25 protein-coding genes and 1 tRNA gene are annotated in these 25,632 nt (G+C 67.7%); 9 read left to right on the forward strand and 17 right to left on the reverse strand.

The window, feature by feature from the left end; translation table 11 throughout:
* Nucleotides 1-179: 179 nt before the first annotated feature.
* From ACT54L_RS01340 to ACT54L_RS01370, 7 genes are all read right to left on the reverse strand, one after another.
* Nucleotides 180-1,364: an acetyl-CoA C-acyltransferase family protein gene (locus ACT54L_RS01340; RefSeq protein WP_476083735.1), complete on the reverse strand. Its 1,185-nt coding sequence runs from the start codon at nt 1,362-1,364 to the stop codon at nt 180-182.
* A gap of 80 nt (nt 1,365-1,444) precedes the next feature.
* Nucleotides 1,445-2,524 carry a 3-hydroxyacyl-CoA dehydrogenase gene (locus ACT54L_RS01345; protein ID WP_476083736.1) on the reverse strand — a complete coding sequence of 360 codons (1,080 nt, stop codon included), beginning with the start codon at nt 2,522-2,524 and terminating at the stop codon, nt 1,445-1,447.
* A 185-nt stretch (nt 2,525-2,709) separates the two neighbouring features.
* Complete coding sequence (locus ACT54L_RS01350; RefSeq protein ID WP_476083737.1) at nt 2,710-3,354, reverse strand: CoA transferase subunit B; 645 nt, start codon at nt 3,352-3,354, stop codon at nt 2,710-2,712.
* Entirely contained in the window at nt 3,354-4,070 is a 717-nt protein-coding gene (locus ACT54L_RS01355) for a CoA transferase subunit A (RefSeq protein ID WP_476083738.1), read from the reverse strand. The genes ACT54L_RS01350 and ACT54L_RS01355 overlap by 1 nt, the downstream gene beginning before the upstream one ends.
* A gap of 34 nt (nt 4,071-4,104) precedes the next feature.
* The gene (locus ACT54L_RS01360; protein ID WP_476083739.1) at nt 4,105-5,127 is read right to left on the reverse strand and encodes a phosphotransferase family protein; all 1,023 of its coding nucleotides are present in this window, start codon (nt 5,125-5,127) and stop codon (nt 4,105-4,107) included.
* Nucleotides 5,124-6,344 carry an acyl-CoA dehydrogenase family protein gene (locus ACT54L_RS01365; RefSeq protein WP_476083740.1) on the reverse strand — a complete coding sequence of 407 codons (1,221 nt, stop codon included), beginning with the start codon at nt 6,342-6,344 and terminating at the stop codon, nt 5,124-5,126. Before ACT54L_RS01365 ends, ACT54L_RS01360 begins: the two co-directional genes overlap by 4 nt.
* A gap of 12 nt (nt 6,345-6,356) precedes the next feature.
* Entirely contained in the window at nt 6,357-7,124 is a 768-nt protein-coding gene (locus ACT54L_RS01370) for an SDR family NAD(P)-dependent oxidoreductase (RefSeq protein ID WP_476083741.1), read from the reverse strand.
* Nucleotides 7,125-7,287: 163 nt separating this feature from the next.
* Here ACT54L_RS01370 and ACT54L_RS01375 point away from each other — a divergent pair, with 163 nt between their 5' ends.
* Together ACT54L_RS01375 and ACT54L_RS01380 are read left to right on the forward strand one after the other, a co-directional pair.
* Entirely contained in the window at nt 7,288-8,031 is a 744-nt protein-coding gene (locus tag ACT54L_RS01375) for a TetR/AcrR family transcriptional regulator (protein WP_476083742.1), read from the forward strand.
* A gap of 89 nt (nt 8,032-8,120) precedes the next feature.
* Nucleotides 8,121-9,116 carry an MDR family oxidoreductase gene (locus tag ACT54L_RS01380; protein WP_476083743.1) on the forward strand — a complete coding sequence of 332 codons (996 nt, stop codon included), beginning with the start codon at nt 8,121-8,123 and terminating at the stop codon, nt 9,114-9,116.
* Nucleotides 9,117-9,190: 74 nt separating this feature from the next.
* Here the strand turns inward: ACT54L_RS01380 and ACT54L_RS01385 are convergent, their stop codons facing one another.
* The 4 genes from ACT54L_RS01385 to ACT54L_RS01400 all read right to left on the reverse strand — a co-directional run bounded on the left by ACT54L_RS01385 (nt 9,191) and on the right by ACT54L_RS01400 (nt 12,691).
* Complete coding sequence (locus ACT54L_RS01385; protein WP_476083744.1) at nt 9,191-10,291, reverse strand: polysaccharide deacetylase family protein; 1,101 nt, start codon at nt 10,289-10,291, stop codon at nt 9,191-9,193.
* A 266-nt stretch (nt 10,292-10,557) separates the two neighbouring features.
* Nucleotides 10,558-10,633, reverse strand: a tRNA-Ala gene (locus ACT54L_RS01390).
* Between the two features lie 139 nt (nt 10,634-10,772).
* The gene (locus tag ACT54L_RS01395) at nt 10,773-11,441 is read right to left on the reverse strand and encodes an AAA family ATPase (protein WP_476083745.1); all 669 of its coding nucleotides are present in this window, start codon (nt 11,439-11,441) and stop codon (nt 10,773-10,775) included.
* Nucleotides 11,442-11,518: 77 nt separating this feature from the next.
* Nucleotides 11,519-12,691, reverse strand: coding sequence for a nucleotide disphospho-sugar-binding domain-containing protein (locus tag ACT54L_RS01400; protein WP_476083746.1), 1,173 nt, complete (start codon nt 12,689-12,691; stop codon nt 11,519-11,521).
* Between the two features lie 293 nt (nt 12,692-12,984).
* On the opposite strand from ACT54L_RS01400, the gene ACT54L_RS01405 reads away from it, so the two are divergent.
* On the forward strand, nt 12,985-13,230 hold the full coding sequence (locus ACT54L_RS01405) for a hypothetical protein (protein ID WP_476083747.1): 246 nt from the start codon (nt 12,985-12,987) through the stop codon (nt 13,228-13,230).
* Between the two features lie 38 nt (nt 13,231-13,268).
* On the opposite strand, the gene ACT54L_RS01410 is transcribed toward ACT54L_RS01405, so the two are convergent.
* Together ACT54L_RS01410 and ACT54L_RS01415 are read right to left on the reverse strand one after the other, a co-directional pair.
* Complete coding sequence (locus tag ACT54L_RS01410) at nt 13,269-13,652, reverse strand: hypothetical protein (protein WP_476083748.1); 384 nt, start codon at nt 13,650-13,652, stop codon at nt 13,269-13,271.
* 50 nt (nt 13,653-13,702) lie between these two features.
* On the reverse strand, nt 13,703-13,948 hold the full coding sequence (locus ACT54L_RS01415) for a hypothetical protein (protein WP_476083749.1): 246 nt from the start codon (nt 13,946-13,948) through the stop codon (nt 13,703-13,705).
* A gap of 353 nt (nt 13,949-14,301) precedes the next feature.
* Here ACT54L_RS01415 and ACT54L_RS01420 point away from each other — a divergent pair, with 353 nt between their 5' ends.
* Nucleotides 14,302-14,931 (forward strand): glycosyltransferase, encoded by a 630-nt coding sequence (locus tag ACT54L_RS01420; protein ID WP_476083750.1) that lies wholly within the window; start codon nt 14,302-14,304, stop codon nt 14,929-14,931.
* 15 nt (nt 14,932-14,946) lie between these two features.
* Here the strand turns inward: ACT54L_RS01420 and poxB are convergent, their stop codons facing one another.
* A complete protein-coding gene (poxB, locus tag ACT54L_RS01425) occupies nt 14,947-16,674 on the reverse strand; it encodes a ubiquinone-dependent pyruvate dehydrogenase (protein WP_476083751.1) in 1,728 nt (575 codons plus the stop codon).
* Between the two features lie 270 nt (nt 16,675-16,944).
* On the opposite strand from poxB, the gene ACT54L_RS01430 reads away from it, so the two are divergent.
* Nucleotides 16,945-18,108 carry an acyl-CoA dehydrogenase family protein gene (locus ACT54L_RS01430; RefSeq protein WP_476083752.1) on the forward strand — a complete coding sequence of 388 codons (1,164 nt, stop codon included), beginning with the start codon at nt 16,945-16,947 and terminating at the stop codon, nt 18,106-18,108.
* Nucleotides 18,108-18,929: an HpcH/HpaI aldolase/citrate lyase family protein gene (locus ACT54L_RS01435; RefSeq protein WP_476083753.1), complete on the forward strand. Its 822-nt coding sequence runs from the start codon at nt 18,108-18,110 to the stop codon at nt 18,927-18,929. Before ACT54L_RS01430 ends, ACT54L_RS01435 begins: the two co-directional genes overlap by 1 nt.
* Nucleotides 18,930-18,938: 9 nt before the next feature.
* Here ACT54L_RS01435 and ACT54L_RS01440 read toward each other — a convergent pair whose 3' ends face one another.
* Nucleotides 18,939-19,814 carry a PCC domain-containing protein gene (locus tag ACT54L_RS01440; RefSeq protein WP_476083754.1) on the reverse strand — a complete coding sequence of 292 codons (876 nt, stop codon included), beginning with the start codon at nt 19,812-19,814 and terminating at the stop codon, nt 18,939-18,941.
* A 36-nt stretch (nt 19,815-19,850) separates the two neighbouring features.
* Nucleotides 19,851-20,720 carry an IclR family transcriptional regulator gene (locus ACT54L_RS01445; RefSeq protein ID WP_476083755.1) on the reverse strand — a complete coding sequence of 290 codons (870 nt, stop codon included), beginning with the start codon at nt 20,718-20,720 and terminating at the stop codon, nt 19,851-19,853.
* Nucleotides 20,721-20,953: 233 nt separating this feature from the next.
* On the opposite strand from ACT54L_RS01445, the gene ACT54L_RS01450 reads away from it, so the two are divergent.
* Both ACT54L_RS01450 and ACT54L_RS01455 read left to right on the forward strand, forming a co-directional pair.
* A complete protein-coding gene (locus tag ACT54L_RS01450; protein WP_476084398.1) occupies nt 20,954-21,790 on the forward strand; it encodes an SDR family NAD(P)-dependent oxidoreductase in 837 nt (278 codons plus the stop codon).
* Nucleotides 21,791-22,076: 286 nt separating this feature from the next.
* Nucleotides 22,077-23,057 (forward strand): helix-turn-helix transcriptional regulator, encoded by a 981-nt coding sequence (locus ACT54L_RS01455; protein ID WP_476083756.1) that lies wholly within the window; start codon nt 22,077-22,079, stop codon nt 23,055-23,057.
* A gap of 11 nt (nt 23,058-23,068) precedes the next feature.
* Here ACT54L_RS01455 and ACT54L_RS01460 read toward each other — a convergent pair whose 3' ends face one another.
* Nucleotides 23,069-23,965 (reverse strand): LysR family transcriptional regulator, encoded by an 897-nt coding sequence (locus tag ACT54L_RS01460; protein ID WP_476083757.1) that lies wholly within the window; start codon nt 23,963-23,965, stop codon nt 23,069-23,071.
* A gap of 107 nt (nt 23,966-24,072) precedes the next feature.
* Here ACT54L_RS01460 and ACT54L_RS01465 point away from each other — a divergent pair, with 107 nt between their 5' ends.
* Nucleotides 24,073-25,632, forward strand: a complete 1,560-nt coding sequence (locus ACT54L_RS01465) for a proton-conducting transporter transmembrane domain-containing protein (RefSeq protein ID WP_476083758.1) — start codon at nt 24,073-24,075, stop codon at nt 25,630-25,632.

The following is a 25,632-nucleotide window of genomic DNA, read 5'->3' on the forward strand; positions in this document are numbered from 1 at the left end:
TCACGCTTCACTCTAGAGCCTGATCCGATCTGGTTGAAACAGCGTGAAAGACGAAAGCGGCGCGTCGCGACCGGGAAAAATCCCGCGCGGCGCGCCGCTACGCACCCCCATACTTCCCTGATCCTTAGCCGGTGCGGCAGGGCCCGGGCAGAGGGCCCCGCCGTCGTCTCACCGGGCCGTCACTGGCGCTCGATCACCATGGCGATGCCCTGGCCGCCTCCGATGCACATGGTGATGAGGCCATAGCGGCCGCCCGTGCGCTGCAGTTCATAGATGGTCTTGACGGTGAGGATGGCGCCGGTCGCGCCCACCGGATGGCCGAGCGCAATGGCCCCGCCATTGGGATTGACCTTGGCCGGATCGAACCCCAAGGCGCGGCTGACCGCGCAGGCCTGGGCGGCGAAGGCTTCGTTGGATTCGATCACGTCGAGATCGGCCACCGACAGCCCGGCGCGGGCCAGGGCGGTCTTCACTGCCGGGACCGGGCCCATGCCCATCTCGGAGGGGTCGACCCCCGCCAGGCCATAGGAGACCAGGCGCGCCACCGGTGTGAGGCCCCGCTCCTTCGCCGCCTCGCCGGATGCGATCACCACGGCGGCCGCGCCATCATTGATGCCGGAGGCGTTGCCGGCGGTCACTGTGCCGTCCTTCTTGAACACGGCGCGCAGCTTGGCGAGATCCGCCTCGGTGACATCGGCGCGCACATGCTCGTCGGTGTCGAAGCTGACGGTGCCCTTGCGGGAGGCGATTTCGAAGGGGACGATCTGCTCCTTGAAGAGCCCGGCGGCGATGGCGGCGGCGGCGCGGCGATGGCTTTCCAGGGACGCCTCGTCCTGCGCGGCCCGGTCGACGCCATAGCGCTCGGAGATGTTCTCGGCCGTGATGCCCATATGGCCATTGCCGAAGGGATCGCTGAGCGCGCCCACCATCATGTCCACGAGGCCCAGATTGCCCATCTTCTGGCCCCAGCGGGCGCCGGGCATCAGATAGCCGCTGCGGCTCATGCATTCGGCGCCGCCGGCGAGCGCGAAGGACGCGTCGCCCAGCTTGACCATCTGCGCCGCGCTGATGATGGCCTGGAGGCCAGACCCGCACAGCCGGTTCACGGTCAGGGCCGGCGTCTCCTTGGGCACGCCCGCCTCCATGGCCACCACGCGCGAGACATACATGTCGCGCGGCTCGGTATGGATGACGTTGCCGATGACCGTCTGGCCGATGTCGGCGGGCTCAAGGCCCGCGCGGGCGATGGCCGCCTTGGCCACATGGGCGCCCAGCGCGGTGGGCGGCACATCTTTCAGCGCGCCGCCGAAATCGCCGATGGCGGTGCGGGCGCCGGACAGGAAGACAACGTCGGGGGTGCTCATGTGCGGTTCCTCCTGGCGACGGCCGGAACGGCCGCGCCGCGTTTCAGGGGCCGGCCTCTTTGCAGAGCCGGCTTTGGATCTCAGGCCGGCAGGGGCACGGGCAGGCGCGGCTCGGGATGGCCCATGCGATCACACACATCGTGCACGGCCGCCGCCACCGCTTCGCGGGGATAGCGGGCCATGAGGGTGAAGGGGCCCTCCTTGAACTTCAGCGCCATGACAGCGCCCTGGTCCACCGCCGCGGGCGCGGCCACGCGCTCCTCCGCCAGTTCCAGGGCCGGCACCGCCAGGGCGCCGAGCAGGCGGCGCTCCACCGCGTCAAGGTCGGCATCGGGCATCGTGTCCTCCACCGGCCAGTCGGCGCCGCTGCGGCCCTGGTCCTGGAGCAGTTGGGAAGGCACATAGAAGGGGCCGAGCGGCACCAGATTGGCCTGGGCATGGGCGGCAACGGCGGGGCGGATGAGGTTCATCACTGTGAAGGGGCCCGCCGCGGCGCCTATGCGCTCGCGCGCCACCAGGTCCACGTCGGCGGGGCCGGCGATGCGCTCCTCAACGAGGCGGGTCGCCTCATTATAATAGGGGCAGAAGAAGCGGTTGATGGCAAAGCCCGGCCGATCGGCGCAGGGGAGCGCGGTGCGGCGGGTCTCCTTCAGGAAGGCCATGGCGCGTTCGATGGTGCGCCCGCTGGTGCGCTCCGAGCGCACCACCTCGACGAGCGGCGAGACTTCCGCCGGGCTGAAATAATGCAGGCCGAGGACGCGATCGGAAAAGCCGAAGCCGTCGGACAGCGCCCCGACCTTCAGCGCGCTGGTATTGGTGGCGAGCACCGCGTCCGCGCCGAGATGAGGCTCCAGCGCCGCGAACAGGTCCCGCTTGACCTTGATGTCCTCGAACACGGCCTCAATGACCAGATCGGCTGCGGACAGGTCGGCAAGGCTGGCGGCGGGGCGCAGCCGCTCCAGCGCCGCGGCGGCATCGGCCTCGGTCATGCGGCCGGTCTTGACCCAGCGGGCATAGACACCGGCCGCGCGGGCCTTGAGGCCCTCCGGCCCGTCCGGCCGGGCATCATAGACCTGAACGGAGAGCCCATGGCGGGCCGCGTCGAGGGCGATGCCCCCGCCCATCAGACCCGTTCCGATAATGGCGAGCCGTGTGGTCATGATGTGCCTCTCAAGATGATGGCGCGCACGCCGCCCGGGACCCGCCCGGGCATGGCAAAGCCATTGCGCTGTCACCCCAAGGGGGCGGCGCGTGATCGCTTCGCCGGGGGAAACCGGAGCGGCGTGCCGCTCCGGGAAAGGAGGCGGCCGGACCGGCGCCAGGGCCGGACCAGCCGGGCTCAGCCTCAGTCGAGGCCGACCTCGAACTTGGCGGCGGTCTTGGCCCGCACTTCGTCGAGCGTCACGCCCGGCGCCAGTTCCTTGAGCACCAGGGTGCCGCCGCGCTTGGTGAACTCGAAGCGGGCAAGATCCGTGATGACCATGTCGGTGACCTGGGTGCCGGTGAGCGGCAGGGTGCAGGCTTCCACCAGCTTGGGCGCGCCGGATTTCTCCACATGCTCCATGAGCACGATGACCGACTTGGCGCCGGCCACCAGGTCCATGGCGCCGCCCATGCCCTTCACCATCTTGCCGGGCACCATCCAATTGGCGATGTCGCCCTTCTCGGACACCTGCATGGAGCCGAGGATGGACAGGTCCATATGGCCGCCACGGATCATGGCGAAGGAATCGGCGCTGGAGAAATAGGCGGTGTCCGCCACTTCGGTCACGGTCTGCTTGCCGGCATTGATAAGGTCGGGGTCCTCTTCGCCCTCATAGGGGAAGGGGCCGATGCCCAGCATGCCGTTCTCGCTCTGGAAGCTGACCGTCATGCCCTGGGGCAGGAAGTTGGCCACCAGGGTGGGAATGCCGATGCCCAGATTCACATAGAAGCCGTCACGGATTTCCTGGGCGGCGCGCGCCGCCATCTCGTCGCGGGTCCAGGCCATCACTTCACCTCCTCGGGGCGCTTGCGGGTGGTCACCTTCTCGATGCGCTTCTCGGGATTCTGGCTCAGGACGATGCGGTCCACATAGATGCCCGGGGTGTGGATGGAATCGGGATCGAGCTCGCCGACCTCGACGATCTCCTCCACCTCGGCGATGGTGATCTTGCCGGCGGTGGCCATCATGGGGTTAAAGTTGCGGGCGGTCTTGCGGTAGACAAGGTTGCCCTCCTTGTCCGCCTTCCACGCCTTGATGATGGACAGGTCCGCCACGAGGCCGGTCTCGAGCACATAATGCTCGCCGTTGAACTCGCGGGTGGGCTTGCCCTCGGCCACGATCGTGCCGTAGCCGGTCTTGGTGTAGAAGCCGGCAATGCCCGCGCCGCCGGCCCGGATGCGCTCGGCCAGGGTGCCCTGCGGGTTGAATTCCAGCTCCAGGTCGCCCGCCAGGTACAGCTTCTCGAAGAGCTTGTTCTCGCCCACGTAGGACGACAGCATCTTCTTGATCTGCCCGTTGGACAGCAGCAGGCCGAGACCGAAATCGTCGACGCCGCAATTGTTGGAGACGACGGTCAGATCCTTAACGCCATTGTCGCGGATGGCCGCGATCAGATTCTCGGGGATGCCGCAGAGGCCGAAACCACCGGCCATGATCATCATGCCGTCGGCGAGCACGCCCTCCAGGGCGCTTTTCGCGTCCGGGTAAACCTTTTTGCGCATCGTGTAGATCCCTCCGTGGCGCCGGTTTCCGTCCCTAGATCAAATCGGCGGCCCTGCCGGCGAAAGCAGCCGCAAGCCGACCCGTTTCCGCAGCGTTGTCGGATGACGCATTCCCCGCCTTGGCGCGGGCCGCAATCCCCTCGAAGATCACGGACCAGCGGAACAGGGCGAAGGCCATGTGAAAGTTCGTCATCCGCGCACCGTGGCGGGCGGCAGCGGCATACTCAGCTTCGTAGTCCGCCCCGCTCGGAATGCCAAGGCCCTCAAGATCAAGGCCGGCGAGACCGCCATATTCATCCGGCTTGGAAATCCAGGCCATCATGGAATGGGCGAGGTCGGCGAGCGGGTGGCCCAGCGTGGACAGTTCGAAATCGAGCACCGCCACCACCCGCGGCTCGGTCGGGTGGAACATGAGATTGCCGATGCGATAGTCGCCATGCACCAGCGAGGACACATCGTCTTGGGGAATATGGGCAGGCAGCCATTCCACAAGCCGGTCGATATTGGCGTCTTCCCGGGTGCGCGAGAGGTCCCACTGGCGACTCCAGCGGGTCACCTGGCGGGCATAGAAATTTCCCGGTTTGCCGAAGTCGCCAAGACCCACCACGCCAAAATCCACATTGTGGAAGGCGGCCAGCGTGCGGGCCATGGACCGGTACATCTCGCCGCGCTCCGCCGGATCGACGCCGGGAAGCGTGCAGTCATGGAAGACCCGCCCTTCCACGCGTTCCATCACATAGAAAGGCGTGCCGACAATGCTGCGGTCGTCACTATAGAGCAGCGCCGGCGGCACCGGCACGTCGGTGTCGGCCAGCGCCCGCATGATGCGGTATTCCCGATCCACCGCATGGGCGGAGGGCAGGAGATCGCCCGGCGGCTGCTTGCGCAGCACCAAGGCACGGGTGTCATAGGTCACGAAGAAGGTGGGATTGGACTGCCCGCCGGCAATGCGGGCCAGCCGCATGGGGCCGGCAAGACCGGGAATCGCCTCCTTCAGGAAGCCATCGAGGCGGGCCTCCTCGAAGCCGAGGGGAGCGGAAGGAGCGGCCTCGCTCATGCCGCGCCGTCCGTCGCCACCGGCCAGCGCCAGAAGGCATCGCCTTCCTTCTCCAGGAAGCGGTTGAGAACCATCTGGTGCACCTCGTCGGCGCCATCCACCAGCCGCGCCTGGCGAGCATAGCGGTAGATCCATTCCAGCACCGTGTCCTTGGAATAGCCACGGGCACCGTTGAGCTGGAGGCCCATGTCCACCGCCTGGTGCAGCGTATTGGCCGCCTGGATCTTGGCCATGGAGATTTCCTTGCGGGCGAGGCGCCCCTGGTCCAGCTCGAACGCGGCCTTCATCACCAGAAGCCGGCCGATCTCGATGGCCATGGCGGTGCGGCCGAGCATGAGCTGGACGCTCTCCCGGTCGGCGAGCCGCACGCCGAAGCCGTGACGCACCTCGGCATAGTCGCGGCCGATCTCCACCGAGCGCCGGGCAAGGCCCAGCCAGCGCATGCAATGGGTGAGGCGTGCCGGCCCGAGGCGGATCTGGGTGATGCGCAGACCCCAACCTTCTTCCTTGAGAACATCCTCCGGCGGAATGGTCAGGCCATCAAACTCCAGCTCGCAATGCCCGCCATGCTCCTCCGGCCCCATGATGGGAATGCGGCGCAGAATGCGCCAGCCCGGCTGGTCGCGGTGGAACATGAAGGCGGACAGGCCGGTGCGCGGATCATCGGAGGTGCGGGCGATGAGAATGAAGTGGGCCGCCTCCTCCGCGCCGGTGATGAACCATTTGCGGCCATAGATGCGATAGGACCCGTCCGGCTGCTTTTCCGCGCGGGTCTGGATCATGGAGGGATCGGAACCGCCGCCCGGGTGAGGCTCGGTCATCACAAAGGCGGAGCGCACGTCGCCCCTGACGATGGGGGCGAGCCAGCGCTCCTTCTGGTCCGGCGTACCCACCGCTTCCAGCACCATCATGTTGCCGTCGTCGGGCGCCGCCGAATTGAACACCACCGGTCCGAAGATGGAGCGGTTCATCTCCTCATAGCAGACCGCCATGCCCATGCGGCCGACACCCAGCCCGCCATTCTCCGGCTTCAGCTGGAGGCACCACAGTCCCTCCTCCCGCGCCTTGGCGCGCAGGCGCTGCAGTGGCGCGTGGGCGATGTTCTCGTGGGCGTCATAGGAGGCCGGGTCGCTTTCCAGCGGCTGGATCTCGCGGGCGACGAAATCCGCGATGCGCTCGCGCAGGCTTTCCAGCGCCGGGGAAATGGTGAAGTCCATGGGTCTCAAGCCTCACAGAGAGGAAACGAGGTGGCCGCCATCCACTTCCAGGGTGGAGCCGGTCATGTAGGAAGATGCGTCGGAGCACAGGAACAGGAGCGGTCCCGCCACATCCTCCAGCTTCGCCAGCCGGCGATAGGGGATGCGGCGGATCAAGGCCTTGCCGGCCTCGCTCTCGAAGAAGTCGCGATTGAGGTCCGTCTCCACATAGCCGGGGCACAGCGCATTGGCGCGAATGCCGTGGCGCGCCCATTCCAGCGCCATGGAACGGGTGAGCTGGATGAGGCCGGCCTTGGAGGCGCAATAGGCGGAGACCTGGCCCGCGATGCGCTGGCCCAGGATGGAGGCGACCGTCACGATGGTGCCGCCGGTCTTGGCGGCGGCCATGGCGCGCGCGGCAGCGCGGCCCACCAGGAAGGCGCCTTTCAGATTGGTGTCGAGGATGCGGTCCCAGGCCTCTTCCTCGAGGTCGAGGAGCGGCGTCGTGGCGGTGACGCCCGCATTGGCCACCAGGATGTCCAGACGGCCGAACGTCTCCACCACTTCTGCCACGGCCGCGTCAACGGAGCCCGCACGGGTGACGTCCACCGCCAGGGCCAGGGCCTCGCCCCCGGCGTCCCGGATGCGGGCGCACACGGTCTCGCATTCGGCCTTGTTGCGGGCGGCCACGGCCACGCGGGCACCGGACTGCGCCAGCCGCTCCGCAAAGAAGGCGCCGAGGCCCTTGGATGCGCCTGTCACCAGCGCGGTCCGGCCATCCAGCGTCACGGAAAATCCCATGGGGCGTGCCTCCTCTTCAACGTTCCGTCCAGCCGCTTCCCGTCGGGGATGTTTCGTTTTATGTTTATAGAGCGAGCGCTCGCTTTATAGACAGGCACGCAACGGGCATGCAAGAGGAAACCGGAAGGATGCGCCCGTGACCGAGCCGGCGCGGGGAAGCCCCATGGAAGCCAAAACCCCGGAAGACACCATCGATCCGCGCGCGACCGAAGGCGCCATGGCGGGCCTCGACCTGTCCATGGAGGCCATGGCGGCCCGCATGCTGGCCCGCCACCATGCCACCATCCGGGTCAAGAAGGTCCATGTGGCCACGGCCCGGCTGGCCCGCATCGTCGAGACCACCTTGACGCTGGCCAACAATGCCGGCTTCCAGTCCATGAGCCTGCGCGACCTGTCGGAACAATCCGGCCTCAGCATGGGCGCGCTCTATGCCTATTTCGATTCCAAGGAGACGCTGCTGCGCATGATCCTCGGCACGGTGTCCACCGTGGTGGAAGAAGTGCTCGGCGCGCCGCCCGCGGATCTCGACGGCCCCCGCGCTCATCTGAACTGGCTCTTGCGCACCCATGTGGTGCTCACCGAGGCCATGCTGGCCTGGTTCACCTTCTCCTACATGGAAGCCAAGACCTTCCCGCCCGAGGCCCGCGCCATGGCGGTGGCCAGCGAACGGCGAACGGAAGGCTTCATCTGCGACGCGCTCACGCAAGGGGCTGCGGCCGGCGTCTTCGCGCTCGACGACGCGGCCATGACCGCGGCGCTCATCAAGCCCATGCTCCAGGACTGGTACGTGAAGCGCTCCAAATACCGCCGACGCGGCATCACGCCCGACGCCTTCGCCGATGCGGTCATCGCCTTCGTGGAACGGGCCATTCTCCCGCGCGGGGCGGGCGGTGGCGCGGCGGGCTGACGCTCCCGTCCGGCTTGCGGCCCGCCGGGAGATGGGCCAGCCTTCGCTCCCGGCAAACGGCCCCGAACGGGGCAAACAGGAGGACCCCCATGGCGCAGACCTTCACCGCGCTGGTGATCGAGGATGAGGGCGGCAAGCCGCGCGCCGCCTTCAAGACCCTGTCCTTTGAGGACCTGCCGGGCCACGACGTTCTCGTGGAGGTCACCTGCTCGACCTTGAACTATAAGGACGGCCTCGCGGTGAGCGGCAAGGGCCGCATTGCCCGCCGGCTTCCCATGGTGGCGGGGATCGATCTGGCCGGCACCGTCGTGGAGAGCCGCTCCCCCCAGTGGCAGGCCGGCGACAAGGTGATCGTCAACGGCTTCGGCCTCTCGGAGACCGAATGGGGCGGCTATACCCGCTTCCAGCGGGTGAAGCCGGAATGGCTGGTGCGCCTGCCCGAGGCTTTCACCTTCGAGCAGGCCATGGCCATCGGCACGGCCGGCTATACCGCCGCCTTGTGCGTGGACGCGCTGGAGGATTGGGGCGCCATCGCCCAGGGGGGCCGCGAGGTTCTCGTCACCGGCGCCGCCGGCGGCGTCGGCTCAGTGGCCGTGGCGCTGCTAGCCAAGGCCGGCTACACGGTGACCGCCGCCACCGGCCGCCCCGAGACCCACGCCTATCTGTCGGAGCTGGGCGCCAGCGGCTTCGTGGACCGGGCAAGCCTCGCTGAAAAGGGGGCGCCCTTGCAGAAGGAGCGCTGGGACGGCGCGGTGGATGCGGTGGGCTCCACCACCCTTGCCAATGTCCTCTCCCAGACCGCCTATGGCGGCGCGGTGGCCGCCTGCGGCCTTGCGGGCGGCGCCGACCTGCCGGCCACGGTCCTCCCCCACATCCTGCGGGGTGTCGCCTTGCTGGGCGTCGATTCGGTGGCCACCCCCATGGCGAAGCGGGAGCGCGCCTGGGCCCGCCTCGCGCGCGACCTTGCCCCCGGCCCCCTTGCCGCCATGACCCGGGTCGAGCCCATGTCCCGGCTACCGGACCTGGCCAACGAGATCCTCGCCGGCCAGGTGCGCGGACGGGTGGTCATCGACGTCACGGGCTGACATCTTTCTGACCGGAAACGAAAAGGGCCCGGACGTCACCGTCCGGGCCCTTCTTCGTTTCTGGTCGCCTGCACTCAGTTCCGGGTGATGGACCCGGTCACCGCAGGCGCCGCAACGGCCGGCGTGATCGCCATGGGCGCGCCGGGGGCGGAAGCCGGGATCGGCTTCGTGCTCGCGCTGGCGCCCATGGTGGGCGTGGCGGGCTTGGGCTTCTTCTTGGGCTGAGGATCGGCGTGCGCCACCACCTTGGGGGCCGGCGGACGGCCGTGGGCGATGAGCTCGGACACGGTGACGATCTTGTAGCCCTTGGCGATCAGCGCATCGATCACGCGCGGCATGGCAGCCACCGTGGTCGGGTGAATGTCATGGGACAGGATGATCGCGCCCGGACGGACCTGCTTCATGATCTGGTCATAGACCGACTGGGCATCGCGGATCTTCCAGTCCAGCGGGTCCACCGACCAGAAGATCTGGGTGATGCCGAACTTCTCGTAGAGATGGGCCTGGAGGCTGGGATTCATCGACCCGTAGGGCGGGCGCATCAGCACGGGCTTGGTGCCGGTGAGCTGCTCCAGCAGGGCGGAGGTGTCTTCCACCTGCTTGTCGGCCGCGGCCACGGGCAGCTTGGTGAGCTGGGGATGGCTCCAGGAATGATTGCCGATCTCATGGCCGGCAGCGGCCACCGCCTTGACCACGTCCGGCGCCTGCACGGCGCGGTTGCCCAGCATGAAGAAGGTCGCCTTCACATTGCGGTCGGCGAGGATCTTCAAAAGCTTGGGCGTGGTTTCGGGATTGGGGCCGTCGTCGAAGGTGAGCGCCACATAAGGGGCGTCCACTTCCAGATAGGTATAAGCGGGCAGGCGCTTGCCCGGCACTGCCGGCTCTTCCGCCAGCGGCGCGGCGGGCGTCTGCGCCGCGGCGGGCTGGGCCGCAGCCATGGACGCAGGCGCCGGGGTGGCGGCCGGCTGGAACATGGCCGCCGTCACAGCCGGCGACGGCAAGGCCGGGAGGCTGGGATGGCTCGGAGTCGGGGCGCTGGCGGAAGCAGGCGTCGCGAGGGTGACGGGAGTGGCGGGCGGCGTTTCGGACGCAGACAGCGGCATGAGGCTGAAGGCCAGACCAAGCCCGATGGCTCCGGTCACGGCGGCTGCGCAGATGGCGACGACTTTCTTCACGGCTTGGCTTTCCTGGGGCAAGCGACGTTCTAGTCTCGGCCCGCGAGAGTGGATAAAGCGTGAAAGTGGCGAAACAATCAATCTGCGCCGTCCAATTGCGGCCGCACTTCGGCAAAACGCCTGCCCATCGTGTCTTTCACGTCACCCCGGCGGAGGGCGCCTCAGGCGGGTGGAAAGCGCGTCTTGGGCTGGACCTGACGCCACGCGCCGGAGCGCGACCCGACCTTTCGGACGGGCACTCTTGGTGGCTGGATCAGGAAATTAACTGGTGGAGCCGAGGGGAATCGAACCCCTGACCTCTGCAGTGCGATTGCAGCGCTCTCCCATCTGAGCTACGGCCCCGATCCATGGGAGGCGCCATTTAGGGTTTCGCCCCCCGACCTGTCAAGCGCAGGCGAAAAAGTTGCCCACATGCATTTCACGACGCTTCCCGCTACCGCCCGCTACCCCCTTTCCGGCGGCGGGCAACACATCTTGCGACCTATCGGGCCCGAAATGGCCGGCGCGCCGGTTGGCCCAGCGCCCGCAGCGCGGTCTCGGCCAAGGCCCGCATTTCCAGGTCCGCGGAGGAGCCGGGGGCATAGGCGCTGATGGTCTGGCCCACTGTGAATGCCCGCACGAAGGAAATATCGAAGCTGAGATGGGGCGCCACCTCGTGTCCCAGGCTGGCGAGCTCGGGCGCGATCTGCTGGCCCTCCAGAACCGACATGTCCACCTTGGTGGGCACGAGGAGTGTCGGAGGCTGGCCCTCGGGCAAGGGCTTGGCGAGTTCGGCGGCGCGGGCCACGGTCTGCTTGGTGGCGTTCAGATCCAGCGAAGAGGGGCCGCACGGCAGGAGCAGGAGGTCGGCCACCTCAACGCACAACTTGAACACCGAGCCGAGATCGGCCGGCGAATCGATGATGGCGAAATCCGTCCCGGATTTGTAGATGCCCTTCACCCAGGCCACGCCGCCGGCGACGGTGGGAACATCGTTGCGCACCACGAAGTCGAGCCGGCGGGGCAGCGCCCAATCGAAAGCGGAAGCCTGCGGATCGGCGTCCACGAGCGTCACGCTGCGCCCGCGCCGCGCCAGCTCACCGGCGAGATTGACCGCCAGTGTGGTCTTGCCCACACCACCCTTGCGCTGCGTGATGGCTATGATCTGCATGTACGCCTCACTGGTCCTGCCCTGGACACCTGTCCCCGGCGCGCCCCTTGTTCATCCATTGCCAGCGCGACAGCCGGTCAGCCGCCACCCAAGTGCGTGAGCGCCCGCGCCACGACACGATCGAGACTGCCGGCCGGCTCCCGCAATGTCAGCCCATGGGCGAACAAGGTGGCCGAGGCAGCGAAGGCACTGTCATTCAGAAGGCGCGTGTAGGCGGCGTGCACATTGTCGGGCTTCAGCCCCCCCGCCAGCCCCAGCGCCAGACCGAACTTCCCCACCAGCCCCGCATTCAATGTCTGCTCCAACTGCCGGGGTACCAGCAGTTGCGGACGTCCCATGGCGAGGGCCATCTCGATGGTCCCAAGGCCCCCATGATGCACCACCATGGCGCTTTCCGGCACCAGCTGCTTGAGGTCGCCCGGGCTGTCGAGCAGCTTGACCCCGAGCTTGCGCAGGCGCTCCCGCTCGTTCGGCAGAATGTCGCGCACATAGGCGCAGCCGTCCGAATCAAGCTGCGACAGGGTCGTCAGGACGGTGCTGGTATGCACATGTTCGGCGGTGAGATAGGCGAACCAGGTGCGGACGGGGGCTTGAGCCGCCGGCGGAGGTAGCGGAAGGAGCGGCCCGACCGCGGCATCGCCCCGCCCCTCGGCATAAAGATCGAGCTCCGGCAAGGTGACCACCAGGCCGTCCGCCTCTGCAAACAGGCCCGGTAGGGCCTGGGGCGCCGGACGTCCACGACCCGCCTGGACGGTCGCGATGCTGGTGAGGATCTGCTCCTCCTTCAGGCTCGGCGCGCGCCCGGGGAAGCTTGGAAACGCCTCGCCCACCGCGAGGGGCAAGGTGAAGCCGTCGCCCAGGATCATCAGCGGCGTTCCGCTGCCATAAAGGGTCAGAGCCAGGACGGGGCAATAATCGCCGATCACCAGATCGGGGCGGAACATATCGAGCACCGACTGCCAGCCATAGACCAGCCCGTCGAGCCGCTGGGGCTCATCGAACCCCACCATCCCCATGATGTCGCCATAGGCGCCAATGCTGAAGGGCAGTCGCCCGATGGGGGTAGGAGGATAGGGTGCCTGAACGACGAAGAAGCCGAGGTCTCGGATGGGCTTTGAAGACAGCACCAAGTTACGGACAGCGAAGACGCAAGTATGGCCCCGATCGGCGAGTGCCTCCGCGACCGGCAGGAGGCGCGAGACGTGACCCATCCCCTCCCCCAGTTCCCAGGCAAACAAGACGAGGCCCATGATCTTCCTTCAAAAACCGGCCGAAACACCGGCCGCTCCGGTGCGGTCGCGGCAAGCTAGCATGACCCGATGGTCTTGCATCAAGCTGGAATAAGAACATGACGGCGTCTCAACGGACTTCCGCCTCCCCACCGCCTCTCCTATGATGCGGGCGCGGCCGACGGGGCGCAGGGGGCGCACACAGCTCGGAATGCGGGCGATCCGGGTGGGCGGTTCCGGCATGGCTCCCGGCGGCACGGCGTTGGCGTCATGGGCCGGACCGTGCGGCGAGCGGCCGGACAATCGGGATGGGAATGCAAATGGCATCTGGCGTGAAGGAAATTTTCGACGGATTGCGGCAGGTGCTGGATCAACGCAAGACGGCCCGCAAGGGCCTGAATGCTGTGGATCGCGTCGCGCTCGCCCTGGAGACCCTGGCGGACGAGGCCAGCGTCATCCGCACCGAACTGGCCCTGATCCGCATGATTTCCGCTGAGCAGGCGCGCGGCGGCCCGCCGAAGAAGCAGGAAACGGAAACCGTCATCGCCACCGCCGAATAAGGCGCGTTCAAGCCGGCCCCGTGACCGTGGCGTCCTTTTCAGATGGGCGTGTCGCGCGTGGGGGCCGGCGAAGCGAAGGTCAGCGTCAAGACGCGGTTTGCCGCGATGGGCGCGAACTGCGGCTCAAGCAGCACGGGCGTGCAGGCGTCCAACGCCGTGAGCGCCGCCGCAAAGAAACGCCGCTGGGCCAGGCCGTCCCCCGTCAGGCGGGAATAGGTCACCAGCGGCTTTCCCTTCAGCCGCCCCTGCACATCCAGGCCGAACCGGAAGGTGATAACCGAGCCCGGACTGTCGGATGGGGGCCGCCAGCACGCCTTCAACGCGCGATTGAGGTCCTCGAAGGTGGCCACCGGCGTGGCCCGCCTCACACTCTGGGCGGCGGCCGGTCCGGCAAGCCAGAGCCCGGACAACGCAAGCGCCACGGCGGCACACACTCCCGACGCACACAGGAGGAAATGCCGCCGGCTCATGGTCAATTCTTCGGCTTTGGCGGATCGATGCGGTCGGCGACCTCCACTAGCGCCTCCGCCAGAGCGCGCAATTGCTCGGCATCCAGCGCGATCTGCACCGCCGGCAGCGGCAGGCCCGGCGCCTTGGCCACGCCCACCTCGAACCGGACGCCGCCCGCCTTGCCGTCAAAAATGGCCGTGGTGAACGCGTGCAGCGGCCACACTTTCAGGCGGCCTGCCTCATCCTTGTCCCAGCTGTCGAAAGACATTCAATCTCCTCCCCGCCCGGATGCGTTCCAGGCGCCATGTCGTGATGCGCGTTGCCGCTCCCGGGCCTGATTCGGCACCGGCAGCCTCCCTCTTGCAGCCTCACCTGAGGTGATTGCGCCAGTTTGAGCCACGCTTTTCCGACCGAGAAGGCCAGGGCGATGCCGCCCCCAGAGAATCGAGCGGCAACCGGCCACCTCCATCGGCGATCGGAAACGGGGCAGGCTGATGCAGGCCCTGCCGGCCGACCCCTGTCAAGAGTGCGCTGCGGCAAATGTGGTTCGCAGCTGCGCGAATGGATCGACGACACTTCGCACAGGCCTTATAGCTTGGAGAACGAAAGGGTTGTCCCGGCTTGATCTCCGTCATCATTCCCACCTCGAATTCCGAACGGGAGCTGGTTCCCGTGCTCTCCGCCCTGGTGCCGGGCGTCACGGCGGGGATTCTGCGTGAAGTGGTGTTGGTGGATGCGGGATCCACCGACGGAACCTCGGCCATCGCCGATGCCGCCGGATGCATGCTCCTTCAGGGTGGGCCTGCCATGGGGGAGCGGCTGCGGGCGGGCGTGGCCGCGGTGCGCACGCCCTGGCTCCTGTTCCTTCAGCCGGATTCGCTGCTGGAGGAAGGATGGTCGCGGGATGTGGCGCAATTCCTGGAAACCGCCGAGCGCCGGGGCGCCGCCGACCGGGTGGCCGCAACCTTCCGCCTCGCCTTCGACGGCTATGGCCTGCGCCCGCGGGTGCGGGAGCTGGCCGGGGCGCTTCAATTGGCCCTGCTGGGCCGGGCGCGGGCGGGACAGGGCCTGCTCATGTCCCGCCGTCATTACGAGCGGCTGAAGGGCCACCCACCCGGCGCCACCGGCGAGCAGCAGCTTTCGGTGCGGCTGCCGCGCCGTCGGCTTCACGTGCTGAGAGCCCGCGTGGTGCTCATTGCCGACCAGGCGGAGGCGGAGGCCTGGGACGAGGACCAGACCACCCCCTCCTGACCGACAGCGCCGGGCTTACCGCGAGAGGAAGTTGGTCTTGGCGAGGTCCAGCACCTCGTCGCCCCGCCCGCTCATCACCGCCTTAATCATCCACAGGCTGAAGCCCTTCACCTGCTCCAGCCCGATGGTGGGCGGCATGGAAAGCTCCTGCGTGGCGGTCACCACGTCCAGAACGGCCGGGCCGTCATGGGCGAGCACTTCCTTCACGGCGCCTTCCAAATAGCCGGGGTCCTCCACCCGCACGCCGTGAATGCCCATGGCGCGCGCCATGGCGGCGAAGTCGGGATTGTCCAGGTTCGTGCCCACTTCCACGAAGCCGGCCGCCTTCATCTCCAGGGCCACGAAGCCCAACACCCCATTGTTGAAGATGACCACCTTCACCGGCAGCTTGTGCTGCTTCAGCGTGATGAGGTCGCCCATCAGCATGGTGAAGCCGCCATCGCCCGACAGCGAGATGACCTGCCGCTGGGGCAAGGCCGCCTGGATGCCGATGGCCTGCGGCATGGCATTGGCCATGGAGCCATGCACCAGGGACCCCACCATGCGGCGGCGGCCGTTCATCTTCAGGTAGCGGGCAGCCCAAATGGTGGGCGTGCCCACGTCGAAGGTAAAGACGGCGTCATCGCTCGCCGCCTCACTGACGAGCCGCGCCACATATTGCGGATGGATGGGCGGATGGCCGCCGGTGCCCTGGGCGAGATCGTCGAGGCCCGCGCGCACCTTCTTATAATGCGCCAGATGGGTCTCCAGATGTGTGGCATCCGTCTTTTCGGCGAGCTTGGGCAGCAGCGCCTCCAGGGTGAGGCGCACATCGCCCACCAGTCCGAGATCGATGGCGCAGCGCCGGCCCAATTGCTCGGGCCGCAGGTCCACTTGGGCGATCTTGATGCCGGTGGGCAGGAACTGCTTGTAGGGGAAGTCCGTGCCGAGCAGCACCAGCAGGTCGCAGGAATGCATGGCCTCATAGCCGGAGGCAAAGCCGATGAAGCCGGTCATGCCCACGTCGAAGGGGTTGTCGTATTCCACGAACTCCTTGCCGCCCAAGGCGTGGACGATAGGGCTCTTGAGCTTCTGGGCGAGCGCCATCAGTTCGGAATGGGCGCCGGCGCAACCGCGCCCGCAGAACAGCGTGACCTTGGCGGCCCCGTTCATGAGCGCCGCCAGCTTGGCGATCTCGGCTTCAGCGGGGCGCACCTCGGGCAGAGCAGGCAGAAGGCACGGCGCCGGCTGGCGGGTGGGGGCGGCCTTCAGCGCCACGTCGCCGGGGATGACCACCACCGCAACGCCGCGCTTGCCCACGGCGGCGCGGATGGCATTTTCCAGCACGAACGGCATCTGGGCGGGGTCGGAGACCATCTCGCAATAGACGCTGCATTCCTGAAACAGGTTCTGCGGGTGCGTCTCCTGGAAGTAGCCGCCGCCGATCTCCGAGGAGGGGATCTGCGCGGCGATGGCCAGCACGGGGGTGCGGCTGCGCTGGGCGTCGAACAGGCCATTGATGAGATGCAGGTTGCCCGGCCCACAGGAGCCCGCGCACACCGCCAGCTCGCCGGTGATCTGCGCCGCGCCGGCCGCCGCGAAGGCCGCGCTCTCCTCGTGGCGCACATGGATCCAATCCATCTCGCCGGTGCGCCGGATGGCCTCCGTCAAACCATTGAGGCTGTCGCCCACGATGCCATAGATGCGCCGGACGCCGGCTTGGTGAAGGGTGGTGACGATGAGGTCGGCAACGGTGCTGGCCATGGTCTTCCCTCTTTGGCGGCGGGCTTGGCCCCACTTCGAGCACCCGGCGCATGTCTTGACGTGCCGTCCTCACTATCGGCCATTGCACGACGGGTTCAAGACGCTGCCGCCGGGCTTTAGCCAGCCTTTGCATCCGCCCCGCCATAGGGTTTCGCTATAGCGCCCGACGAAAAGTGATATTCGCTTTATGGCGCATCACTCCTTATGCATGCCTTCCCCTCCCCGGCCGCCATCGGCCGTCTACGCGCGGGGCGCACAGGACCACGGCACATGCAGACCATTGGCAGCGACAGGTTCCAGGACATCCGCGACGCGGTGCGCGCCTTGTGCGCCCAGTTTCCCGCCGAATATCACCGGCGGGTGGACGAGGCGCGCGGCTATCCTGAGGACTTCGTCGATGCCCTGACCAAGGCCGGCTGGATGGCCGCCCTGATCCCGGAGGAATATGGCGGCTCGGGACTCGGGCTGACGGAAGCTTCCGTCATCATGGAGGAGATCAACCGGGCTGGCGGCAATTCGGGCGCCTGCCACGGCCAGATGTACAATATGAACACTCTGGTGCGGCATGGCTCGGAAGAGCAGCGCCAGCGCTATCTGCCCAAGATCGCCTCCGGCGAGCTCCGCCTCCAGTCCATGGGCGTCACTGAGCCGACCACCGGCACCGACACCACCAAGATCAAGACAACAGCGGTGAAAAAGGGCGACCGCTACGTCATCAACGGCCAGAAGGTGTGGATCTCCCGCATCCAGCATTCCGACCTGATGATCCTGCTGGCCCGCACCACCCCCCTTGAGGACGTGAAGAAAAAGTCCGAGGGCATGTCCATCTTCATCGTCGACCTGCGGGAGGCCATCGGCAAGGGGCTGACGGTGCGGCCCATCCTCAACATGGTCAATCACGAGACCAACGAGCTGTTCTTCGACAATCTGGAAATCCCGGCGGAAAACCTGATCGGCGAGGAAGGCCAGGGGTTCAAATATATTCTCACCGGGCTCAATGCGGAGCGGGTGCTGATCGCGGCCGAGTGCATCGGCGACGGCTATTGGTTCATCGACAAGGTGACCGCCTACACCAAGGAACGCATGGTGTTCGGCCGGCCCATCGGCCAGAACCAGGGCGTGCAGTTTCCCATCGCCGAAGCCTTCATCGAAGTGGAGGCGGCAAACCTCATGCGGTTCGAGGCGTGCCGGCTCTTTGACGCCAACCTGCCCTGCGGCACCCAGGCCAACATGTCCAAATACCTGGCGGCCAAGGCCTCCTGGGAGGCGGCCAATGCCTGCCTCCAGTTCCATGGCGGCTTCGGCTTTGCCTGCGAGTATGACGTGGAGCGCAAGTTCCGCGAGACCCGGCTCTATCAGGTGGCGCCCATCTCCACCAATCTGATCCTCAGCTACGTGGCCGAGCACGTGCTGGGCCTGCCGAGGTCCTTTTGATGAGCACCCTGCCCGCCCCCCATCCCGGCCTGGACTTCACCATCCCTCTCTTTGTCCCCGGCCACCGGCCCGACCGCTATGGCAAAGCGGCGGCGGCGGGCGCGGATGCGGTGATCCTGGATCTTGAGGACGCCGTCCCCCCCGATGCCAAGGAGATGGCGCGGGAGGCCCTGACGCTCGCCTTCAGCACCGGCCCCGTCCTGGTGCGCATCAATGCGGCGGGAACGCCGTGGCATGGGGACGACCTTGCGGCCATCGCCCGCCTGAAACCCGCCGCCGTCCTGCTGCCCAAGGCGGAACGGGTCGAAACGCTGGACGCGGTGGCGGCGAAGGTCGGCCCGGATATTCCCATCATCGCTCTCGTGGAAAGCGCGCTTGGCCTCGCTGAGGCGCGCGCGCTCGCCGCTCATCCGGCGGTGGGGCGGCTGGCCTTCGGCTCGGTGGATTTCTGCGCGGACCTCGGCTGCGCCCATGTGCGCGACGCCCTGCTGCCGGCGCGCATGGAACTGGTGCTCGCCTCGCGCCTTGCCGGCTGCCGCGCGCCCATCGACGGGGTCACCACGGCCATCGACGATGCGGGGGAAGCCCTGGATGATGCCCGCTATGCCCGCGCGCTGGGCTTTTCCGGCAAGCTTGCCATCCATCCCAAGCAGATCGCCGCCATTCGTTCGGGCTTCGCGCCGGACGCGGCCGAAATCGCCTGGGCGAAGCGCGTCCTGGCCAGTGGCGAGGGCGCCGCTGCGGTGGATGGGGCCATGGTGGACGAGCCGGTGCGCATTCGCGCCCGGGCCATCCTCGCCCGCGCCGCCGAACCGGCCTGACGGGACGCCTCAGCGCGCCCCGCCGGTGCGCTCCAGGACCAGTTCCAGGCAGATGAGCACGGGGTTTTGGCCGGCGGCCAACTTGCCCGTGTGCACATCGCCCCGCGTGTCGATGAGCTCGATGCCGATCTCCGCCTTGGGCTGGCCGTTGGCATCGGGGGCAATGGCGCCATCGACGATGAGGATCTCGGTGGGGTGCTCGGAAATGGTGCGGCCATCCGCGAACTGAACGCCGATGATGCTGCCGACGCCGCTGCGCACCCGCCCGTGAGTCACGCCATGGCGGCGGCACAGGGCCTCGATGGCGCCCACCAGATCCTCATTGGGCCGCACGCGGGCGATGATGCAGTCGCCATCGGGGCGGTGCACGCCCTCGGCGGCGGTGGGGCCGAACAGGGTGAAATTGGTCTCGGTGTCGGGCAAGGCCACCATGGCCACCTCCCGGCAGCCATAGGCGATCGCCTGTCCAGGCTCGGCAATCACCGCCTCGAAGGGCAGGAGATGGCCGCCCTTGCGCACGCCGCCTTCCTCCCAGATGGCATGGCAATGGACGAAGGGCTTGCCGTCCCGATAGCCGAACGTGGTGCGGGCCGATGCGATGGGGGTGCCGGCGGGAGCCTCGAATGTCTCGCTATAGAAGGCCACGTGCTCCGCATCGGGGGAGAAGGACGGCCGCACATAGCGGAAGGGGGCAAGGGCGACGCCGGAAAGCTCCAGGCCGGCGGCCGTGATGCCGGCCGCCTCCAGCGGGCGGGCAATGGCCTCGCAGAAGGTCAGGCCGGGTTCCAGCGTCAGCTCCAGCCGCTCCATGCGGCCGCCGAAGCTGGGCATGCGCTCCGCGGCGACGGGGCCGGGATGGACCATATGGCGGACGGGCGAGGTCATGGCGTTTCCCCTTGATGGGTTATGGACGTTGTTGTCTCAGGCAGGGTTGATGTTCAACTTCCGGGCCGGCCGCAGCGGCCCGCCGCGCACCACCGGCGACGTCACAAGCGCGGCCATGCGCGCTTCCAGCGCCCGGGCCTCCTGCAACAGGGCCGTTCCCAGCGCCTCCTGTCGCTCCGGGCCGAGACGGTCCTCGATTGCGGCGATGGACAAGGCCGCGATGGGCGCCCCCTCGACGGACCGAACCACGGTTCCGATGCCCCAGGAGCCGGGGAAGATGGCGCCGCGATTGACCGAAAAGCCGCGACGGCGAGCCTCCTCCAGACCGGCGCGAATGCCGTCCTGCGAGAGGTGGGGATAGCGAGAAAAACAGGCCGCGCCGTGGGCGGCAATGATGAAGTCCACCTCCTGGTCTGGCAGGGCGGCCAGGATGGCGAGGTTTCCGGCGCCCACCAGAAGCGGGTGCCGATCTCCGGCGGACAGCACATGCGAGCGGATGGGATAGCTGCCTTCCTCCCGGTGCACGCAGACCCCGAGCGTGCCGCTGCGCAACGTGAGGAAGGCATTGTCCCCCGAGGCCTGGGCCAGGGCGACGAGCCCCTCCACGGCCATGCCGTGGACGCCGTAGCGCTCTCCGGCGAGGGTTCCGAGCACATAGCAGGCCGGCCCAAGCAGGTAGCGCCGGGTCTCGACGTCCTGTTCCACAAGGCCGCTGCGCATCAAGGCGAGGAGCAGGCGGCGGGCGGTGGGCTGCTTGAGGCCGCTCTCGGCCACCACCTCGCGCAGGCTGGCCCCGGTCGACCGGTAGCGCGCCAGGAGCATGAGCAGCGACGTGGCGCGCTCGACGCTCTGGGCGCCGGCGGCATCCCCTGCCCCTTCTCCCTCCGCATCAACCAGATGGCTCATGCCGATCGCCCCCACACTCCAACCACTCCACAATATGGAGTCCAGACCTTGCTACCTCGCAGCCACGAAGTCTTTTATTTCAAGCACTCCGGGAAGGAAAGGGGCGCGGCCTCCCAACGTTGCCGCACCATTTTCCCGGTGGTATGGACTTTCTTCAATCGTGCCATCGCCAAAACGGCAAGCCTGCCCACCGGGCGGCACACAGGGAGGTCGCCGCCATGTCCAACGCCAACATGTCCAACACCGCCAAGCCCAACACGGCATTGTCACGCCAGCGCTTTGCGGGCCGCACCGTCCTCGTGTTCGGGGCCGGCTCTGCGGGGGAGGGCTGGAGCAACGGCAAGGCCGCGGCGGTGGCCTATGCGCGGGACGGCGCGTCGGTCGTGTGCGTGGACCTGAATGCCGCTGCGGCCGAGGAGACCGCCGGCCTGATCGCCGCAGAGGGCGGCTCGGCGGAGGCGATCACGGCAGATGTGACGGACACCGCCTCCGTCAGCCGAGCCGTGGCAGCGGCCACCGCCCGCTTCGGCGCCATCGACGTGCTGCACAACAATGTGGGCGTCACCCATATGGGCGGGCCGGCGGAATTGAGCGAAAAGGACTTCGAGGCGTCCGTCGCGCTCAATCTCGGCTCCGTCTATCGCACCTGCAAGGCGGTGCTGCCGGGCATGGTGGAGCGGCGCAGCGGGGTCATCATCAACATCTCCTCCATCGCCTCCATCCGCTGGACCGGCTATCCCTATTTCGCCTATTGCGCCACCAAGGCGGCGGTGAACCAGGCGACGGTCGCCATCGCCATGCAATATGCCCGGCAGGGCATCCGGGCCAATTGCGTGGTGCCCGGCGCCGTGGACACGCCCCTCATCTACAAACAGATCGCGGGCCAGTATGCCTCCATGGCCGAGATGGTGGAAAAGCGCGCGGCCATGATCCCCATGGGCTGGATGGGAAATGCCTGGGACATTGCCAACGCCGCCCTTTTCCTGGCCTCCGACGAGGCGCGCTTCATCACCGGCGTGTGCCTGCCGGTGGATGGCGGCCAGAGCTGCCAGATGGTGGCCCCGGCGTAAGGAGGCCCTTTGCCGACACACCGATTTTCGGTTGAAAGACAGCCTGCGCTTCCCGCATAGTTCGCAGGACGAACACGCATGCTGCGCCTGCGGACTGGTCTTCCAAGAACCTGAACCGATGTTCTGATTGAACCAGGGCGGAAAGGACGGTCCCTTGAACGACGTGCGCCTGCAAGATTACGTAACGTTAATAGACGATATCTACGAGGCCTCTGTCCTGCCTGTGTATTGGCCCAAGGTTATCGATGGCCTGTGCACTCTGACGGGATCTTGGGGCGGAGCTTTAATGACCATCGACAGCGCCAGGGAGATGCGCTGGATCGCCACCCCGGCTTATGATCCCATCCTGAAACTGGCCGCCGACCAGCGCATGCAGGAGCGCAACGTGCGGCCCGCCCGCTCCCTCGCCCGCATGCATGCCGGTTGGCTCTCGGACCTGGATGTCTTCACCCCCGAAGAGCATGCCAGTGATCCCATCTATAACGAGCTTCTGCGGCCCCATGGCATCGGCTGGACAGCGGGATCAGTCATCCTTCTGCCCACCGGCGAGATGCTCGTCTTCGACCTCAACCGTGCCCTGGAGTCTGCGCCCTTCGAGCGCGCGACGCTGAACCGGCTCGACGCCTTGCGCCCGCATATGGCGCGTGCGGCGCTGATCTCCGCCCAGCTTGGCCTCCAGCGCGAGCGGGACCGGGTGAACACGCTAGCGGCCCTTGGCATTCCCGCCGCCTCGCTCGGGAGAGGCGGGCGCATCCTGGCCGCCAATGACCTGCTCCAGCAAAGGACGGACGTGTTCACCACCGGGGGCTCCGACCGCTTCGTCCTGCGCGATCCGGCGGCCAATGCCCTGCTGCACGCCGGGCTGGACGAGGTCTCGCGGCCGACGCCGTCCGGCGTCAGGTCGGTGCCCATCCGCGCGACGGAAGAGCGGCCCGCTTACATCGCCAATCTCGTTCCCATCCGCCGCGAGGCGCACGACCTCTTCCCCACCAGCAACGCGCTTGTCACCCTGACCCCGGTGGAAGCCCCCGACGTGCCCACGCGCCGCCTGCTCCACGGCCTGTTCGATCTCACCCCTGCCGAGGCCAAGGTCGCCCAGGCCCTGATGGAAGGCCTGACCATCGAGGACACCGCGACGCGGCTCGGGGTCGCGGCGGCGACCATCCGCACGCACATGAAGCGCATCTTCGCAAAGACGGGCACCAGCCGGCAGGCCGAACTGGTCCTGCTGCTGCTGGGAACGACCCCGCACCTCAATCCGCGCTGACACCGCCGGCCTCAGGGTCTTTGCCCGGCCTCCGCAGCGATGCCGAGCACATCCGCCAGCAGCCGGTTGGGAAAGCGGCGCTTGGTGACGATGGCATAGAAGCGCTCCGACACCTCGGGGATGCGGCACTGCTCCACCAGAATGCCCGCCTTCAATTCGTCGCGGACCACGATGGGCGGCACCAGGGTGACGCCCTCGCGTTCTCGTGCCAGCAGGCGCAGCATGGCCATGTCGTCCACTTCGGCGAGGATGGTGGGCCGGATGCCCGCCAGTTCCACCACCCGGTCGAAGGCCACTCGGATCTCGCTGTCGAGGCTGGGGAGCAGGACCGGCTCGACCCTCAGGTCATCGGGAAAGCGGAACGTCCGCCGCTTCTTCCGGGGGCGGCCGACCAGGCTGACAGGCTGCTCGTCGAGGAGGTGATTGCGGAACGGGGAGCGCGCATCGCGCGGCGCGGCGCTGTTGGCCAGCACCACGTCGAGGGCATGGGCCTCCAATTGGGCCAGGAGGTCCCGGATGTTGCCGGATCGCACGATCAGCTCCACATCCGAGCGTCCCACCAGCGGGCGCAGGAATTCCAGCTGGAAATTGCGCGACAGGGTGGTGAGCGCCCCTACCCGCAGCACCGGACGGCTGGCCACGTGGCGCCCGCGCAGCGTGCTCATCAGCTCGTCGCCGGCCTTGAAGACTGTGTCGGCATAGTCGAGCGCAATCTGCCCCGCCTCGGTGAGCACCAGCTTGCGGCCCACCCGCTCGAACAGGGCATGGCCCATCTGGTGCTCCAGCTTCTGGATCTGCACCGAGAGGGCCGATTGGGACAGGTGCAGCTCCTCGGCCGCGCGGGTGAGGCTGCCGGCATGGGCGACGGCCCAGAAATAGCGGAGATGGTTGAAGTTGAGGTCACGCATCCTTCTATAAAAACGAATGATAGAAGCGAAACAATGAATTTTTATCGATGCATCTCTGCCCTTAGGACTCTCCCCCAATCGAACCTCAGATCGAAGGGGAAGCGACCTTGCCCGCTCCATTCCTGCCCTTGCTGGCCCCTGTCCCGCTGCTCCTGTGCGCGGCCTTCTGCTTTCGCGACACCGCCCCCCGCCCCAAGCGCATTCCCATCCTGGCGGAGGCCGCTGCCCTGGCGACGCTCGGCCTCGCCGTCGCCTCGGCAGGACTGCTCGCACTCGGCGGGTCCGGGGAGAGCCCGCTGCTCGGCGCCTTCGGCGTGGGCCTGTCCGCCCGCCTGGATGTCGTCAGTGTGGCCATGCTGGTGCTGGTGGCCTTCATCGGCTGGGTGGTGGTGCGCTATGCCCGGACCTATCTCGACGGCGAGGCACGGCAGGGTCCCTTCACCGGGTGGCTCTGCCTGACACTGGCCGCGGTGCTGCTGCTGGTCAGCGCGGGCAATCTCGCCCAGCTGGCGTGCGCCTGGATCGCCACCAGCCTGTTCCTGCACCGGCTGCTTCTGTTCTATCCCGACCGGCCCGGCGCGCGGCGGGCGGCGCGCAAGAAGTTCATCACGGCGCGCCTGGGTGATGCCGCCCTGGTGGGCGCGGCCGGTCTGCTCCTTGCCGCCTACGGCTCCGCCGACATCGGCACCATCCTGGCGCAGGCAAAGCTCGGCATGGGGGGCAGCCTCGCGGCGGCCGCCGCCGGCCTGCTCATGGCGGCGGCGCTTCTCAAGTCGGCGCAATTTCCCACCCATGGCTGGCTGGTGGAGGTGATGGAGGCGCCCACCCCGGTGTCTGCCCTCCTCCATGCCGGCGTCATCAATGCCGGCGGCTTCCTGCTCATCCGTTTCGCCGACGTGCTGCTGCTGGCGCCCAGCGTGCTGGCGGTGCTGGTGATGGTGGGCGGCTTCACGGCGCTGTTCGGCAGCCTCGTCATGCTCACCCAGCCGGCGGTGAAGACCTCGCTGGCCTGGTCCACCATCGCGCAGATGGGGTTCATGATCCTGCAATGCGGGCTGGCGCTGTTTCCCCTCGCCCTGCTGCACATCCTCGCGCACTCGCTCTACAAGGCCCATTCCTTCCTCGCCTCGGGCGGCGCGGTGGAGCGGGTGGCGGCGATCCGTCGGCCGGGCCCGGTGGCGGTGCCCGATGCCCGGGCGGTGGGCCGGGCCTTCCTGGCGGCGCTGGCCATCTATGTGCTGGTGGGCCTCGGCTTCGGCCTCGTCCACAAGTCACCCCAGGCCATCGCGCTCGGCGCCATCCTCATCTTCGGTGTCGCCTACATGCTGGCGCAGGGCTTCGCCGATGCCGCGCCCTGGGCCCTCACCCGGCGGACGGCCGCCTATGCGCTGGCCACATCGGCCGCCTATTTCGCCCTGCAACTCATCGTTCTCCATGTCACCGCCGGCCTCCTGCCCGCGGCGCCTGCGCCCGGTGCGCTCGAATGGGGCCTGATGATCCTGGCGGTCACCAGCTTCGGCCTGGTGGCGGTGGTGCAGGCCATGTTCCCCCTGTGGGCCTACCACCCCGCCGCGGCGGGCCTGCGCGTCCACCTGTCCAACGGCTTCTACGCCAATGCGGTGTTCGACCGGCTGGCGGGCGGCTGGTCCACCCACAGCCCATCCTGA

Source organism: Aquabacter sp. DMC10, from assembly GCF_056314145.1.

What these genes read in the sequence shown, in the direction of transcription:
- ACT54L_RS01340 (WP_476083735.1), bottom strand. Translation starts at nt 1,364, where the DNA reads ATGAGCACCCCCGACGTTGTCTTCCTGTCCGGCGCCCGCACCGCCATC.
- ACT54L_RS01345 (WP_476083736.1), bottom strand. Translation starts at nt 2,524, where the DNA reads ATGACCACACGGCTCGCCATTATCGGAACGGGTCTGATGGGCGGGGGC.
- ACT54L_RS01350 (WP_476083737.1), bottom strand. Translation starts at nt 3,354, where the DNA reads ATGGCCTGGACCCGCGACGAGATGGCGGCGCGCGCCGCCCAGGAAATC.
- ACT54L_RS01355 (WP_476083738.1), bottom strand. Translation starts at nt 4,070, where the DNA reads ATGCGCAAAAAGGTTTACCCGGACGCGAAAAGCGCCCTGGAGGGCGTG.
- ACT54L_RS01360 (WP_476083739.1), bottom strand. Translation starts at nt 5,127, where the DNA reads ATGAGCGAGGCCGCTCCTTCCGCTCCCCTCGGCTTCGAGGAGGCCCGC.
- ACT54L_RS01365 (WP_476083740.1), bottom strand. Translation starts at nt 6,344, where the DNA reads ATGGACTTCACCATTTCCCCGGCGCTGGAAAGCCTGCGCGAGCGCATC.
- ACT54L_RS01370 (WP_476083741.1), bottom strand. Translation starts at nt 7,124, where the DNA reads ATGGGATTTTCCGTGACGCTGGATGGCCGGACCGCGCTGGTGACAGGC.
- ACT54L_RS01375 (WP_476083742.1), top strand. Translation starts at nt 7,288, where the DNA reads ATGGAAGCCAAAACCCCGGAAGACACCATCGATCCGCGCGCGACCGAA.
- ACT54L_RS01380 (WP_476083743.1), top strand. Translation starts at nt 8,121, where the DNA reads ATGGCGCAGACCTTCACCGCGCTGGTGATCGAGGATGAGGGCGGCAAG.
- ACT54L_RS01395 (WP_476083745.1), bottom strand. Translation starts at nt 11,441, where the DNA reads ATGCAGATCATAGCCATCACGCAGCGCAAGGGTGGTGTGGGCAAGACC.
- ACT54L_RS01400 (WP_476083746.1), bottom strand. Translation starts at nt 12,691, where the DNA reads ATGGGCCTCGTCTTGTTTGCCTGGGAACTGGGGGAGGGGATGGGTCAC.
- ACT54L_RS01405 (WP_476083747.1), top strand. Translation starts at nt 12,985, where the DNA reads ATGCAAATGGCATCTGGCGTGAAGGAAATTTTCGACGGATTGCGGCAG.
- ACT54L_RS01415 (WP_476083749.1), bottom strand. Translation starts at nt 13,948, where the DNA reads ATGTCTTTCGACAGCTGGGACAAGGATGAGGCAGGCCGCCTGAAAGTG.
- poxB (WP_476083751.1), bottom strand. Translation starts at nt 16,674, where the DNA reads ATGGCCAGCACCGTTGCCGACCTCATCGTCACCACCCTTCACCAAGCC.
- ACT54L_RS01430 (WP_476083752.1), top strand. Translation starts at nt 16,945, where the DNA reads ATGCAGACCATTGGCAGCGACAGGTTCCAGGACATCCGCGACGCGGTG.
- ACT54L_RS01435 (WP_476083753.1), top strand. Translation starts at nt 18,108, where the DNA reads ATGAGCACCCTGCCCGCCCCCCATCCCGGCCTGGACTTCACCATCCCT.
- ACT54L_RS01440 (WP_476083754.1), bottom strand. Translation starts at nt 19,814, where the DNA reads ATGACCTCGCCCGTCCGCCATATGGTCCATCCCGGCCCCGTCGCCGCG.
- ACT54L_RS01445 (WP_476083755.1), bottom strand. Translation starts at nt 20,720, where the DNA reads ATGAGCCATCTGGTTGATGCGGAGGGAGAAGGGGCAGGGGATGCCGCC.
- ACT54L_RS01450 (WP_476084398.1), top strand. Translation starts at nt 20,954, where the DNA reads ATGTCCAACACCGCCAAGCCCAACACGGCATTGTCACGCCAGCGCTTT.
- ACT54L_RS01455 (WP_476083756.1), top strand. Translation starts at nt 22,077, where the DNA reads ATGACCATCGACAGCGCCAGGGAGATGCGCTGGATCGCCACCCCGGCT.
- ACT54L_RS01460 (WP_476083757.1), bottom strand. Translation starts at nt 23,965, where the DNA reads ATGCGTGACCTCAACTTCAACCATCTCCGCTATTTCTGGGCCGTCGCC.